Origin of the sequence: Bariatricus sp. HCP28S3_A7, assembly GCF_052066375.1 — a bacterium.
GTDB lineage: Bacteria > Bacillota > Clostridia > Lachnospirales > Lachnospiraceae > Allocoprococcus.
Window position 1 is genome coordinate 62,776 of the sequence record NZ_JBQHSG010000002.1, and the last position, 14,339, is coordinate 77,114.

The 14,339-nt window shown below is 47.0% G+C and carries 12 protein-coding genes; 4 read left to right on the top strand and 8 right to left on the bottom strand.

The features are described 5' to 3' along the window. Positions 1-47 precede the first annotated feature (47 nt). Positions 48-494, top strand: coding sequence for a GatB/YqeY domain-containing protein (locus ACTNA4_RS01690; RefSeq protein WP_427807118.1), 447 nt, complete (start codon positions 48-50; stop codon positions 492-494). Positions 495-570: 76 nt separating this feature from the next. On the opposite strand, the gene ACTNA4_RS01695 is transcribed toward ACTNA4_RS01690, so the two are convergent. Further along, complete coding sequence (locus ACTNA4_RS01695; protein WP_441028281.1) at positions 571-4,485, bottom strand: efflux RND transporter permease subunit; 3,915 nt, start codon at positions 4,483-4,485, stop codon at positions 571-573. A gap of 214 nt (positions 4,486-4,699) precedes the next feature. Here ACTNA4_RS01695 and ACTNA4_RS01700 point away from each other — a divergent pair, with 214 nt between their 5' ends. Then, complete coding sequence (locus tag ACTNA4_RS01700; RefSeq protein ID WP_441016712.1) at positions 4,700-5,851, top strand: DUF4317 domain-containing protein; 1,152 nt, start codon at positions 4,700-4,702, stop codon at positions 5,849-5,851. A 42-nt stretch (positions 5,852-5,893) separates the two neighbouring features. Here the strand turns inward: ACTNA4_RS01700 and ACTNA4_RS01705 are convergent, their stop codons facing one another. The 7 genes from ACTNA4_RS01705 to ACTNA4_RS01735 all read right to left on the bottom strand — a co-directional run bounded on the left by ACTNA4_RS01705 (position 5,894) and on the right by ACTNA4_RS01735 (position 12,784). Continuing rightward, positions 5,894-8,272, bottom strand: a complete 2,379-nt coding sequence (locus ACTNA4_RS01705; protein ID WP_441028283.1) for a transglutaminase domain-containing protein — start codon at positions 8,270-8,272, stop codon at positions 5,894-5,896. A gap of 22 nt (positions 8,273-8,294) precedes the next feature. Further along, positions 8,295-9,467 (bottom strand): DUF58 domain-containing protein, encoded by a 1,173-nt coding sequence (locus ACTNA4_RS01710; RefSeq protein ID WP_441028285.1) that lies wholly within the window; start codon positions 9,465-9,467, stop codon positions 8,295-8,297. 33 nt (positions 9,468-9,500) lie between these two features. Continuing rightward, positions 9,501-10,448 (bottom strand): AAA family ATPase, encoded by a 948-nt coding sequence (locus tag ACTNA4_RS01715; RefSeq protein WP_427807265.1) that lies wholly within the window; start codon positions 10,446-10,448, stop codon positions 9,501-9,503. 20 nt (positions 10,449-10,468) lie between these two features. Beyond that, on the bottom strand, positions 10,469-11,173 hold the full coding sequence (locus ACTNA4_RS01720; protein ID WP_441024688.1) for a site-2 protease family protein: 705 nt from the start codon (positions 11,171-11,173) through the stop codon (positions 10,469-10,471). Between the two features lie 298 nt (positions 11,174-11,471). Continuing rightward, positions 11,472-11,780 (bottom strand): RpiB/LacA/LacB family sugar-phosphate isomerase, encoded by a 309-nt coding sequence (locus ACTNA4_RS01725; protein WP_441016858.1) that lies wholly within the window; start codon positions 11,778-11,780, stop codon positions 11,472-11,474. After that, positions 11,759-11,908: a hypothetical protein gene (locus ACTNA4_RS01730; protein ID WP_427807263.1), complete on the bottom strand. Its 150-nt coding sequence runs from the start codon at positions 11,906-11,908 to the stop codon at positions 11,759-11,761. Before ACTNA4_RS01730 ends, ACTNA4_RS01725 begins: the two co-directional genes overlap by 22 nt. Before the next feature lie 114 nt (positions 11,909-12,022). Then, on the bottom strand, positions 12,023-12,784 hold the full coding sequence (locus ACTNA4_RS01735; RefSeq protein WP_441028287.1) for an SseB family protein: 762 nt from the start codon (positions 12,782-12,784) through the stop codon (positions 12,023-12,025). A gap of 366 nt (positions 12,785-13,150) precedes the next feature. Here ACTNA4_RS01735 and ACTNA4_RS01740 point away from each other — a divergent pair, with 366 nt between their 5' ends. Continuing rightward, positions 13,151-13,846, top strand: coding sequence for an MBL fold metallo-hydrolase (locus ACTNA4_RS01740; RefSeq protein ID WP_441028289.1), 696 nt, complete (start codon positions 13,151-13,153; stop codon positions 13,844-13,846). Between the two features lie 60 nt (positions 13,847-13,906). Beyond that, on the top strand, positions 13,907-14,269 hold the full coding sequence (locus tag ACTNA4_RS01745) for a VOC family protein (protein ID WP_441028291.1): 363 nt from the start codon (positions 13,907-13,909) through the stop codon (positions 14,267-14,269). Positions 14,270-14,339: the final 70 nt, after the last annotated feature.

A 14,339-nucleotide genomic window follows, 5' to 3' on the forward strand; every position in this document is an offset into this window, starting at 1 on the left:
ACATTCATGTATAATAATGGTTATATAATAAATGGAGGGATCGTAACATGAGCAAAATTGACGAAGTAAGAAGCGCAATGGTCGCTGCAATGAAAGCAAAAGACAAAGACACCAAGGAAACCTTATCTGCTCTTCTGGCTGCTCTTAAGAACAAAGCGATCGACAAACGTGCCGATTTGACTGAAGAAGAAGAGGTTCAGGTAATCCTCAAAGAGATCAAACAGGTGAAAGAAACTCTGGAGATGACTCCGGAAGACCGTACCGATATCAAGGAAGAATGTGAGAAACGCCTTGCTGTTCTGGAACAGTATGCACCGAAGATGATGGACGAAGCCGAGATCAAAGAAGTGATCGCTTCTGTTCTTTCCGAACTTGGAATTGCAGAGCCGACCGGTAAAGATAAAGGCAAGATCATGAAAGAGCTGATGCCGAGAGTGAAAGGAAAAGCGGACGGCAAGCTTGTCAACCAGGTATTGATGGGAATGCTGAAATAATACTTGAATATCATAAAGAGAGATGCCGTTTTTTATCCGGCATCCCTCTTTTTCAGTATACCTTTTTAGCCGCGTTTTATATTACAGCGGATTCTGCATCCAGATCCACATCTGAATCCACATCGATTTCTTTCAGTTCTCTGCGGAAGAAAATATCATACATCACCGGTACAATATAAAGGGTCATCAGGGTTGCATAGGCCAAACCGCCGATCGTTACGGTTGCCATTCCCTTTCCGATTGCAGAGGCCATATCCCGCGAGAATGCCATGGTTGACATTGCAAGGATCGTCGTCATCGCCGTCATCAGAATCGGGCGCATACGGGTCTTGCCGGTCATCACCAGTGCTTCTTTCTTCTCCATACCGGAGAGACGAAGCTGGTTCACATAATCCACAAACACGATACCATTATTTACAACCACACCTGCCAGCACGAGGAAACCGATCATCGCAACCATGGAAAGAGTCTGTCCGGTTCCCCAGAGTGCCAAAAGTCCTCCGGTAAATGCCAGCGGGATCGTGAAGATTACGATGAACGGTGACAACAGACTCTGGAACTGTGCAACCATGATCATATAAATGAACACAACCGCCAGCGCAATCATCTGGATCAGATCCGTCATGGTATCCTGTACACTGACTACTTCACCTGCCATCTCTACGATATATCCTTCCGGCACATCGTACTCGTCCAGAAGCTTCTGGACTTTTCTTCCGATCAGGGATGTATTATAGCCATCCTGCGTCACTGCACTGACCGAAATCTGTCTTGCCTGATTTTCTCTGTGGATCGAAGCAATGCTGTTCGCATCTTCCTTTTTGGCAAACTCGCTCAGCTTGTGCTCCTCGGTCACATCATTTCCCTCTTCATCCTTCGAAGTCGTTTCAAAGGTGTAGTCCATCAGATTTTCCGCCGTCAGCATATCCGATTCATCGACAATGATCACACTGTACTCATTTCCCTCCAGAGTCAGGGAAGTTGCCGTTTTCTCCGTAGTCAGCGCCGATGCTAGTTCGGAATAGATCTGTGCAACCGTCAACCCGTTTCTCATGGCAGCATCCTTGTCCAGAGCGATCTTGATACCCGGATCCTGCTCCTCCTGACCATTCGTAATCTCCTCCAGGCCCTCGACCTGTTCCAGCATGCCTTTCACATCCTCACTAATGGCAAGGAGTGTATCCAGATCCTGTCCTTGAATATCGATTTCGATTCCGCTTCCTCCGAGAGAGGACATATCCATTCCGGACGAAGAGACCTCCATCTCATATTTTTCTTCCTGACCGCTTCCAAGCTCTGCGATCTGTTTACCGATCGCATCACCGTCATTTTCATGCTCTTCGTCCAAAAGTGCATAGAACGTGAACTGCGTTTGTTTTTCTCCGGTCGAAGTGCCACTCAGCGACATAACACTCATGGCAGTTCCTCCCGACATGGCGCCGACTGTTTCTACGCCCTCGATATCTGCAATTTGTGCTGTCAGTTCATCGACGTTCCGATAAATGGTATCCTGATCCATTTCCTCATTCATTGCCAGAGAAACGCTGATCGTATTGCTGCTCATATTCGGGATCAGCTCCAGTCCCATTTTCGTGGTTCCATATACGGCGCCGACCAAGAGTGCAATCGCAAGGCCAAGCGGAACAATTTTCCATTTCAGACAGAAACGAAGTGATTTATCATAAAGGATCATCACTTTATCAAACAGTGGGTGCTTTTTCGCAGTACTCTTCTTCAGCACGGTCGAACTCATGGCCGGCACAACGGTAAGTGCCACGATCAGGCTGGCGATCAGCGAATAAGCAATGGTAAGCCCCATATCCGTAAATAGTTCCCGAGTCATACCTTTTGTAAATACGATCGGAAGAAAGACACAGATAGTGGTCAAAGTTGAAGCAAAAATTGCACCGGACACCTGTTTTGCTCCCTGAACCGCGGCTTTCGGGGCCGGAACTCCCATACTTCTGAGCCGGTAAATATTTTCAATCACGACGATCGAGTTATCCACCAGCATTCCGACTCCAAGCGCCAACCCGGACAGAGAAATAATATTCAGTGTTACATTTGAGAAATACATCAATACAATCGCAAATAATACACTGAGCGGAATACTGAACGCAACCACGATCGTCGGCTTCACATCCTTCAAGAACAATACCAGCACAATGATTGCCAGAATCGCACCGTAGATCAGATTCTTTAAAACAGACTGAATGATCAGTTTAATATAATCTCCCTGGTCCATCAATGAAGTGATATGTAGTCCCTCATACGTTTCTTCCAGTTCCTTTATCACATCATTCAGATTGTTGGAAACATCCGAGGTCCCTGCCGTGGATGATTTCATGATACTCAGCATAACCGCATCATTTCCGTTGATCCTTGCATAACTTTCGCCGGAATTATCGATCATCGTCACATCCGCCACGTCCGACAGCCTGACATCACCGATTCCGTCCAGACCGCACAGAAGGGTATTCTTGAGTTCATCCAGCGTGTCGAAATTGTCACCGATTTTCAGAAGGAATTGTTTCTCGCCTTCCTTTATGTAGCCTGCCGGCATTTCGAAATTCTGCGCATAGATCAGTCCGGACAAAGTATCCATATCTACAAGCGCATCAATATTGGCGTTCTTCATCGCCGTCTCTCTTGCCGTCTTATACTGCTCTCTTGCCTCATCAAGCTGAGCCTGTGCCGATGCAAGCTGGCTCTCTCCCGCCGAAAGCTGTGCGGAAGCCGCGCCAAATGCAGCTGCAGCGGAAAGCTTTCCTTTCTCCACGGAAGCGTAATTGTTCTTTGCTTCAGCGACCTGACTGTTCACCTGAGCAAGCACGGCCTGCGCCGCAGCGATCTCGGTATCCAGATTGGCAAGCTCCGTATCGATCTGCGGAAGCCGTACCGTTACCTTCTCTTCCATCATGGAAAGATTCTCCCATGTGAAATTCTCTACCATCGTCTGAAGCTCCGGATTATCCGGCTGCATCTGTGCCATATTTGCCAGAGTCATCTTCACCTGCTGATAGGTTGTCTGGCTCTCATCGGCAAGAATCGCAGAAATACTGAGATCCGGAACTCCCATCATGGCACCAACCTGCGCCAACACTTCATTCAGTTGATTATATACCGGGACGACCTGCTCATGATAAGCATCCTTTTCTGCCGAAAGCGCCGCCTGGCTGGTCTGAAGTCCGGTCACCTGCGCCTGATAGGCAGACGCTGTTGCCATCGCTTCATCCATCAGCTGGCTGTATTTTGCCAGTTCATCATAGGTGGAATCCTGCTGGCTCTCCAACTCTTTCTTACCGCTGGCGATCTCACCCTTCGCTGCGTTTAATTCACTCTCTTTTTCATCCAGCGTCGCCTTAGCCTCGGCAAAAGTACTGTCCATTTTCGCCAGAAGGCGGTCATTTACTTGATCGATCTTTGCCTGGTTCAGACGGATCTCTACTTTTTCCTCGGTAAGCCCCGTGCTGTTCACGCTCGCCACGCCGTCCTGACGTTCCAGATAAGGAATCAATGCGTCCTCCGCGAACTTGCTGAGTTCTTTCACATCCATTCCATCATAATCAAGGCTCACCGTCATCGTAGGGATCATATCCGGCGACAGTTCCATCAGCATCGGCGTTCCCGCTTCGTCCGGGAGGACGCTGCTCAGCTGTTCCACGGCAGTTGACAGCTTGACCATCGCGCTGTCCATATTCGTATCCTCTTCGAATTCCAGTATGACCAGACTGTAATTCTCCGCGGAATTACTGGTCACATTCTTTACACCATTCACCGTACCGAGCGAACTCTCCAATGGTTCTGTCACAGAGTTTTCCACCTTTTCCGGCGTCGCCCCCGGGTAAGTCGTTATCGCCATAACATAGGGCAACGTGATGCTCGGCAGCAGATCGGTCGTGATCCTGGTGAAACTGATAAATCCCAGAACAAGCACCATCACGATACCTACCAATACGGTATATGGCTTTTTTACACAAAATTTCGACATCTTGTCTAGTCCTCCTGTCGTCTCTATTAACCCCTCAATTCTGCAGATGATTTCTGCCTATTGTTTTATTTTATTCTTAGAGAAATCAAGAATCAATGAAGAATTTTCTCTTTTAATCAATTTAATAAATATTTTATATTTGTCTATCTACCCGATTTGCGCTATACTATTAATCACGCTGACAAAATTCTTTTGACAAAGGAGAAATCTACATATGAATAAAAAAGAAGTGACTGAAATCAAGAAACAATTCACCCCACATAACTGCGCGATCACCCGGATCTGCGGATGTTATGTAGACGGGGAAAAAGAGAAAAAAACGGAACTGAAAGAAGCATTCCTTTCCCTTCCCGAGGAGGAAATGTTTAAATATTTTGATATTTTCCGCAAAAGCCTCTCCGGAACTATCGGAAAGAACCTGTTAAACATGGAATTCCCGCTTGAGACAGAATCCGAAGGCGGCACACAGGAATTTCTCCTGAAACTGCGTAACAGCCGTCTTACCGACGATGACCTTCTCACGGAATTCTACAACCGGGTGATTGATTCCTATGATTTCCCGGAAAATTATCTGATTTTGCTGATACACGCTGTTTATGATATTCCCGGAAAAGCTTCAGACGGAACAGAAATGTTTGACGCATCGGATGAAGTCTTTGACTACATCCTCTGCTGCTTCTGTCCGGTCAAACTCTCCAAACCGGCGCTCAGCTATCACGCCGATGAAAACAGTTTCCATGAAAGGATCCGCGACTGGATCGTGGAAATGCCGGATGCCGGATTTTTATTCCCGGCATTTAACGACCGAAGCACCGATATCCACAGTCTCCTGTATTATTCCAAGAATGCAGAGAACCTTTCCAACGGCCTCACCGATGTCCTGCTCGGCTGCGTACCTCCGCTCACAGCCGGAAGCCAGAAGGAAACCTTCAAAGCTCTGATCGAGGAAACACTTGGTGACGACTGCGAATATGAAGTAGTCAAAAATATCCATGAGAACCTGAACGAACTGATCGAACAGAACGCAGAAAATCCGGAACCGCTTGAACTCGATAAAGCCGAGGTGAAATATCTGCTCGCCAAAAGCGGCGTGGAAGAAGCAAAACTGGAAACATTCGACGAACACTTTGATGCTGCCGCCGGTGAAAACACTTCTCTTCTTGCCGCAAATGTAGCGAACACGAAGAAATTCGAGATCAAGACACCGGACATCACCATTCAGGTGAACCCGGAATGCGCCGATCTGGTCGAGACCCGCATCATCGACGGCCGAAAATGCCTGGTCATCGCAGTCGACGACCGTGTTGAGATCAACGGCATCAGTGCCAGAACCGCAACGACCAAAACAGAGCCATCAAAAGAATAGAACAATACCGGGCGGCGCTCTGCCGACCCGGTATTTTTACATCTACAATCCTTTCCTATATAAGAACCAGAATTTCTTTTTTCTGTTCAACGTCTTCAGGTATGCCCTGCGGAATTTCTGGTACAACCGGAACATCTGCTTCTGTTCCTCTTTATCGATCTGTTCACCAGAGAACGCAGCTCTTTCCGCGCACAGATACATCCATTCCCACTCTTCCCCGGAAAGCTGGGAAAAATGTGCTTTCATCCTCTCCAGAGTCATCCTCTCATCTTGCTGATCCGGCTCCATGCCGTCAAACAGACAAATTTCATATACGGCCTGATACAGGTTGGCGATTCCCCGATTCTCTTTTCTCCTTCGGAAACCGGCATATCGTTTCTGCCTTACAAGACCTCCAAATACCATGAAAATGCACAGCACCAGAATGATCACTCCCAACGTCGTTGCTGCGACAACTGCCGTTATCTTTCCGATTGTCTGAATAATCCCCGGCTTATTTTCTCTTTCTCCGTTATCAGTCTTTCCCCCGTCATCCGTCTTCTGATCTGCCACATTTCCCCCTTTATTTTCTTCCGTCTCCGGTTGTGTCGTCAGATCTTCTTCCTCTTCCTGAGCTGTGTGATCCGCTTCTTCATGTTCCACAATATCCGGTGTTTCGTCTTCCCGGTCATCAGGAGTACCTGCCGCATCAGTCTCTTCCATATACGACGGCGTGTGTTCCCTCACCACCCAGCCGGTCTTCTCATCAAACGTCTCACACCATGCATGTGCCATATCATCCGTCACCACAGCACGGTACGTTCCGTCATCTAATCGTACAAATTCATTGGAAGGGACTGCATATCCTTCCACAAACCGTGATGAATAGCCACACATCCTGTAGATAAGCGCTGAGGCTGACGCAAAATGGACACAGAATCCTTTCCGGTTCTCTGTCAAAAAGTATTCCGTAAATTCTTCACCTTCCGGAACCTCTCCCGGTGTCTTACTATAACGAAGTCCCAGTGTATCTTCAAAAAGCCGGTTGATCTCATTTGACACCTGTTCCACATTTCCTTGATCCATCGAACGGGTTAATGCTTTCAATTGATTCAGTCCGTCCGGAGCCGTACTGTACTCTTCCTTAACAAATGTCCTGTATTCATTCCAGATATCCGACTCTTTGGCAAGCTCTCCCGATGAGATGTTCTTGACCTCTGCCGCCGAAAAGTAACTATACTCCTGATCCTTCGTCCATCGTCCTTTCACCCAGGCATCCAGATAGATTTTGCCATCCTGATTCACTTTCGCAAAATACGGTATATAAGAAAACTCAGAGGAAGCTCCTTCTCTGCGGATCCGGATCTTCTGTTGTTCCAAACCGGCCGCCCCGTCACTGATCCTTGTAAATGGTTCATTCATCAGTGCTCTGCGGCCGGACTCTCCGAAAATGGACGGCACGCCTTGCCGGAACGCCAAAACCGTCTCTTTCTCCCATGCCCTTCCGGTATAGTTCACCCCGGTATATGCTCTTAGATACAGTGTTTCCCTGGGTTTTTCCGTCACTATGACTTCCAGTGCTTTCTCGCCGGTGGGCTTGAATTCACTCAGATGTTCCAGATTTCCTTTTCCGATCCCTCCTCCCGAGTAAGATCCCTCTTTGCCAAAACGGGCTTCCAGAATCCCCTGCATATCGATCTGCTGCATCTGGGTCAGTCTGTCATAGATCTCAATCAGGCGATCCTCATGCTCCAGTTTATATGTCCGGATATACGGCATGCATGCCTGCGTACACCCAAACAGAACGCCCAGCATCATAAGGATTCCGGCTGCTTCTCTTAGTGGCACACATTTGCATATTTTCCATCTCATGTAAAAGAGCGTTCCGCCAAGCAGACACCAGGAAGCGGCTGTCGAAGGCATTTTCCCGACCGTGGCGGCCATTGCCACCGGCAGAACGATTACCAGCAGCACCAGAACATTCCCTCGTGCCCCATGCTTACACTTACCCGCCAGTTGCAGAAGAAGAGCCAGAATAATCTGGATTCCAAACAGAGCTGCCAGAATATCTGCCGAAATCTCATTCACCTTAAGAAGCGGCTGGCTCCCCCCATAGAACTCATTATTCAGCCGGATATAGGCATTAGCCAAAACAGAAATCCCATTTAAGAAATTCCAGGGCGTTAGCACAAGCATTGCCGAAGCAGCCACTGTCAGAATCGGGATCCATTTCCTTCTCCCCCATCTCCCCGCCCAGACTGCGATTCCTGCTGCCGGTAAAGGCAGAAGAAAAAGTGCCGCGATCGGGTTATGGACCTCAAAGACAGAAAAATATGCGGCAAAAACCAGCACCAGCATTCCGTACATTGCTGCCGCTTCTTTTACCGCATATCCTGCTGTCTGTTCTCTATTTGAACGGTCAATAATCTCTAATCCATTCATCTTGTCCCCTCATGAACCAGAACTATACAATCAGATACATCTCTTCCCATGCGATCTTTTCCTCGTCTAACGGAACAACGCACCTTTTCTCCCCATGTATCAGCAACGTACCGTCTGAACATAATTCCGCATTCGTACTGAACAGTTCTCCGCAGAAGGCTTCTTCATACAAAGCTTCCACTTCATCTGCATTATCGTATTCCTCCACAAAAATCAGCCGGTTCATCAGCTCATAAACATGTTCCATCCGGCTGATCCTCTTTTTACAGATTCTCTGATTGGCCTTCTCATACCATGCTGCCATATGCACACACTCTGCTTCCACCAGGGAGAATGAAATCGAGGCTGCCGTCTCCAGAACCCCAGAGGCGATCCGTTTCTCTTTTCTGGAGTCTTTGTTCCGGCGCGTTCTCCTTTGCCCGGGTTTCTTTTCCAGATTCAGCCAGAGCAAGACCACACAGCCAAGCGGTCTTCCATGTTCCTTGACCAGAAGCTCATCGGCTTTTGCCGACAGTTTCCAGTGAATATCATGAATCGAATCCTGCTCCCTATACGCTCGGATCTGATACGTCTCTGACGGATCGTCTCCGCTCTCCCGCTCCGAGTACTCATCTGCATCCGCGGGAAATTCCCGTGTGCGTCTCGTCACCTCCACCGGAATCAGATGGCAATCGGGAAGAATTCCCACCGACTGCCGCTGTACCGCCATCTCCCGGCGTCGCCGAAACGCAGCTCTTCTCCCGTTTAGCAAAGCTGCCCTCAATATTCCCAGGCTGTCATAGAGCCAGCACTTTTCCAGTCTGATGATCAGATTTCCACATCTGGACGAACGTAGCAGAAGTACTTCCTTCTCTTCCTGCCCCGCCTTCACCGTCCCGCTCACTTCATGCCGGAACGCTTCCCCGGTAAATTCATTTTCCACGGACAGTTCAATTCGATACCGCGCCACAGCCCAGGATGAAGCATTTTTCATGCTCAGCCGAACCGGAATTTCCTGATTCTTTTCCGCAATTGGCAGAACGTCATCCAGACCGACAATGATCTTCCTCTTCTGCAGCATCAGATACCCGAACGCCAGCGGAAAATAGATCAATTCGGCCACCAGCATGGCCGCCACGATTTCATCCTCATACAGGAAAAAACAATATAATGTCAGCAATACCGCCGCCATATAAATACATGCACGTTTGATCATAGTCTCCCCATGCTCCCCGCTTTTATCGAAACATTATCTCTTCCTTACATTCGGTTCCTTCACCTGCATTAAGACCTGCTCCAGGATCTCCTCAGGCCTTGCATGTCCCACTTTCGCTTTGGTATTCAGGCGGATCCGGTGAAGCGCAACGCTTCCAAATACCGTTTGGATATCTCCCGGCAGAACATAATTTCTCCCTTTCAGCCATGCTCTTGCCCTCCCCATCGCCGCCAGTGCCACTGTTCCTCTCGGGCTGAGTCCGGCAGTCAGAAGCTCATGTTCTCTGGTTGCCTTTGCAAGATTGGCGATATATTCAAACACGGAATCGTGGATAAACACCTGAGATGCCTCTTCCTGCATCCAGAGGATCTGCTCCGCTCCCGTCACATTCTGCACTTCATTCACCGGGTTGCCCATCTGACGGCGCTTTAGAATCTCTACCTCTTCCTCTACCGTCGGATACCCCATCCGGATACAGATCATAAAGCGGTCCAGCTGCGATTCCGGCAGAAGCTGTGTCCCCGCCGACCCCTCCGGATTCTCGGTCGCAATAACTACGAACGGCCTTCCGGTGCTTCGCGTCACACCGTCCACCGTCACACATCCTTCCTCCATAACTTCCAGAAGCGCTGACTGCGTCTTCGGAGAAGTACGGTTGATCTCATCCGCCAGAAAAAGATTGCACATCACAGCTCCCGGCTGGTAAACAAATCTTCCGGTTTCCTTTTGATACATGGAAAAACCGGTCAGATCCGCCGGCATCACATCCGGCGTAAACTGTACTCTCTTTTCCTGAATTCCCATCGCTTTGGAAAATGCCAGTGCCATCGTCGTTTTCCCGACCCCCGGCATATCCTCGATCAGAATGTGGCCGCCTCCTATGATCGCAGTCATGATCTGCTCGATCACATCATCCTTTCCGACAACAGCTTTCTTGACTTCGCGGATGATCTCCACTGCATGATTCTGTAATTCCCCCATCTTCACTCCCCCTTAGTCCACTATAAAATGGTTCCTCCGCCGCTTCCCACAACAACGCCGATCCGCAGTATGAACCATACCACATTCTTCAGCACACTCAGTATCGCACTCATCAGCGCTTCCATCGGAACATACAGCACTCTTGTTCCGAGAAGAAGCAGCAGAATCAGCCATCCATATTGCCGGAAACGGCTGTAAAATCTGTTAACCGCAGGCACGATCTCTGCCAGAATATTTGCCCCGTCAAGCGGCGGCACCGGAATCAGGTTGAATACCCCAAGTCCCACATTCAGCTGTGCCCCATAATAACTCAACACATATAGATAATTCAAGAGCACTCCGCTGGTTCCGAATTTGTAGATCAGACCGTAAAGCAGCATGAACAGAAACGCCAGAATAAAATTCATCAGAGGCCCCGCTGCTGCCACCAGAATCATATCTCTTCGTTTATTTTTATAATTCCGTGTATTGACCCGGATCGGCTTTGCCCATCCGACATGAAAAACCAGCAGGCACAAGGTTCCCCATACATCCAGATGACGGAACGGATTCAGTGTCAGCCTTCCGTCCATCTTCGGTGTCGGATCCCCAAGAAGATAAGACATATATCCATGTGCGAATTCATGCATGGAAATTGCAATCAGGAGTGCAGGCACTACATAGATCAATGTTTGAAAAAAAGTATAAATTGCTTTCACAATCATTCCATAAGCGCTAAAAAACATAAAAAAATCTCCATTTCTATACTCTAATATGCACATTATAGAACCTGCGCCCCAGATATTCAATAACAGGATTGTAAACTTTTAATTAAAAAAGGTCCACTGGACCTTTTTGACATATTCATGGCAATTAAAAAAGATCCACTGGACATCTTTGACATATGCATGGCAATTAAAAAAATGGTCCACTGGACAGCTTTGGCATATGCATGGCAATGAAAATACCGCCGGAAAAGTTTTCTGCTTCGCTCGATGCTTATCTTTTACGACGGTATTCTCTGATTATTATCTCTTATTTTTCTTATTTTTCATTCTCGTACTCTGTAATTCTTGCTACTTTCGGGGCAGAACGTGAATTCGGATCATAAGATACACTTAAGTACTCTTTAACCAGACATTTTGCAAGTTCAATTCCGGTAACCTGTGCGCCCATCGTGATGATGTTTGCATTGTTACTAAGCTGGGCTCTCTGTGCCTGATATACATTATTCACTAGTGCTGCATATGCTCCTTTTACTTTATTTGCAGCGATACATACACCGATACCCGTTCCGCAGATGAGAATTCCCCGTTCACACTCCCCTGCAGCTACAGCCTCAGCCAGACGGATTCAGTATTTGCATAAATCGGATCATCACTTCCGAAATCTACACATTCATGTCCGAGACTTTCGATGAACGGTGTTAAGATTGTTTTGTACTCTGTTGCATTTGGATCACAGCCGATTGCAATTTTCATTGTTTTACCCTCCATTTGAGTTGTATTTTGATATCGTATCCATTATACAATACTTTTGCGAAAATTATAAGTCCTTTTTTGATTATTTTTTATTTTTACTTTCGTTTTCTTTTATTATTGTTTCTTTTGTATTTTCATCTGAAGATTTATACCAAAAGGATTCACCGCTACGCCCTCGGCTCCCGGCACCAGTATTTCAATCAGTTTTCCCGCTTCTACGATTCCGGTCTGCAGCTTCTCCTTACGGTGTACACTCAGGAATTTTCCAAGCTCCTGCACGTCTGTAAAGATCGGCTGAAATACTTTTCCATCTTTCTGTTTGAGAATCACCATCTCTTTTCCTTCTTTAGATACAACAAAATACTTTCCTTTCTGGAAATGTGCCATCATCTCTTCGCTCAGTTCGCGCAGTTCTTCACTTTCCAGAACCTTTTCCTGCGGAAGTCTCCGCGCCTCCTGCATATAGTAAAGTGCCGTCAGTTGAAATTCGGAATTTTCGATTCGTTCCTGTCCGTTCGGCATCTTCCCGTCGTTCTTCCTGGTCACCAGATCCGCCAGCTGTATTCTTATCTCTTTCGGCAATCCCAGATCATATACGATCTCATTTACCCCCATCGGATAAAGGCTGACATAAAACTCGAGGAAACTCCGATTTTCGATTTTAACGATTTTTACCGGAATTTTTTCATTCATAAGTTGTCTTACTTTGTTTTTGCATTCGTCTACATTGAAATAGATGAGAATTTCATCGTCATATGTTTTCGGATCACACACTACATACGGCATTTTCGTACATTCCGAAAAAATCACATACATCTCCTTCTGACTGCGGACCGTCTGAAGTACTTTCTGATCTTTTACTCTGCTGTTTTCCATAATTATCTGCCTTTCCGGGCACTTGCCCTCTCTTATTTTCTGTCTGACCTGCTCTTTTGATCAGAGTGCTTTCCTGATCTGTTCCTCCAATGGAATGTTTCTCTTCGTATTATACCAATCCTGCATAGAAATAGCAATGTACACCTTCTTGTAAAAAACCTCTCAATATTGTAAAATGTAACTGTTCAGAGCCAAGCAGATTTGTCAAAAAAGGGCGTTGAATGCTTGCATTCATGAGCACTTTTTTGTACAAATCTATTTGGCGGATACGCCACACTGAGGAAACACGAAGTGTTTTCGAGGTTGGCTCTGAACAGTTACTATAAATAAACCGGTAGATCAAAATCTGACAGAAAGGAAATGCTTATGAAAGTGACCTATATTCACCACAGTTGTTTTCTGACAGAAACCGAAAGCTGCTATTATCTGTTTGATTATTTTAAGGGAGAACTCCCGGAACTGGATCCGCAGAAACCCATTCTGGTACTGGCCAGCCACAAACACGCAGATCATTATCATCCTTCCGTATTCTCTTTACTGAAGGACATGGGAATGGAACAGATTCATGCCGTTTTGTCGCGTGACATTTCAGGGAGAACGGTCCCCAAGGACATCCCTCTCCTATCTGTTTCGTCCCGCCGCACCTACAGCCTGCCACAGGGACAGACACTGTCAACCTTTCTTTCTACGGATAAAGGAGTGGCATTTCTCATTCGCGACAAGGAAGAATGCTTCTACCACGCAGGTGATCTGAACGACTGGGTATGGGAAGAAGAATCCGACTCCTACAACCGGCAGATGACCGGAAGCTACCGGAAAGAGATCGATACACTGGCTCAGGATCTTGACGGCTCGGCACTGACTGCAGCTTTCGTTGTTCTGGATCCAAGACAGGAGAACGATTATGCCCGGGGCATGTTATATTTTTTGAAGAAAATATCCTGCGACCGCATTTATCCCATGCATTATTGGGAACAGCCTGAGATCATTACACGTTTTCTTGCAGAATATCCGCAGTATGAGAACCGGATTATTCTGACAGAAACCGCAGATGCCAAATAATCGGTATCCCCATTTATTCTACTATCAATCATGCGCATCCGCGCGGAAAAGAGGACCTTTATGAAATTTCAAATGTATCATGAAAATTACAATGTAACAGATTTGGACAAATCTCTGGCCTTTTATGAGAAAGCTCTGGGACTCAAAGAGAAACGCCGTGTGAACGGTGAAGATTTCGTCATTGCATATCTGGGAAATGACGAGAGCGATTTTGAACTGGAGCTGACCTGGCTTCAGGATCATCCACAGCCGTATGATCTCGGTGAATGTGAATTCCACCTTGCTTTCCGGACAGATGACTACGAAGCCGCCCATAAACTGCATGAAGAAATGGGCTGCATCTGCTTTGAAAATCCTGCCATGGGAATCTACTTTATTGAAGATCCGGACGGATACTGGCTGGAGATCGTTCCACGCAAATAATAGACGTTCCTTTCAGCTTAAACTGAATCGATTCCGTGAACTAAAAAAGGTTCACCGAACCTTTTTGGCG

Excerpts from the sequence above, each read along its gene's own strand:
- ACTNA4_RS01690 (WP_427807118.1), top strand. The coding sequence starts at position 48 with ATGAGCAAAATTGACGAAGTAAGAAGCGCAATGGTCGCTGCAATGAAA.
- ACTNA4_RS01695 (WP_441028281.1), bottom strand. The coding sequence starts at position 4,485 with ATGTCGAAATTTTGTGTAAAAAAGCCATATACCGTATTGGTAGGTATC.
- ACTNA4_RS01700 (WP_441016712.1), top strand. The coding sequence starts at position 4,700 with ATGAATAAAAAAGAAGTGACTGAAATCAAGAAACAATTCACCCCACAT.
- ACTNA4_RS01705 (WP_441028283.1), bottom strand. The coding sequence starts at position 8,272 with ATGAATGGATTAGAGATTATTGACCGTTCAAATAGAGAACAGACAGCA.
- ACTNA4_RS01710 (WP_441028285.1), bottom strand. The coding sequence starts at position 9,467 with ATGATCAAACGTGCATGTATTTATATGGCGGCGGTATTGCTGACATTA.
- ACTNA4_RS01715 (WP_427807265.1), bottom strand. The coding sequence starts at position 10,448 with ATGGGGGAATTACAGAATCATGCAGTGGAGATCATCCGCGAAGTCAAG.
- ACTNA4_RS01720 (WP_441024688.1), bottom strand. The coding sequence starts at position 11,173 with ATGTTTTTTAGCGCTTATGGAATGATTGTGAAAGCAATTTATACTTTT.
- ACTNA4_RS01730 (WP_427807263.1), bottom strand. The coding sequence starts at position 11,908 with ATGAAAATTGCAATCGGCTGTGATCCAAATGCAACAGAGTACAAAACA.
- ACTNA4_RS01735 (WP_441028287.1), bottom strand. The coding sequence starts at position 12,784 with ATGGAAAACAGCAGAGTAAAAGATCAGAAAGTACTTCAGACGGTCCGC.
- ACTNA4_RS01740 (WP_441028289.1), top strand. The coding sequence starts at position 13,151 with ATGAAAGTGACCTATATTCACCACAGTTGTTTTCTGACAGAAACCGAA.
- ACTNA4_RS01745 (WP_441028291.1), top strand. The coding sequence starts at position 13,907 with ATGAAATTTCAAATGTATCATGAAAATTACAATGTAACAGATTTGGAC.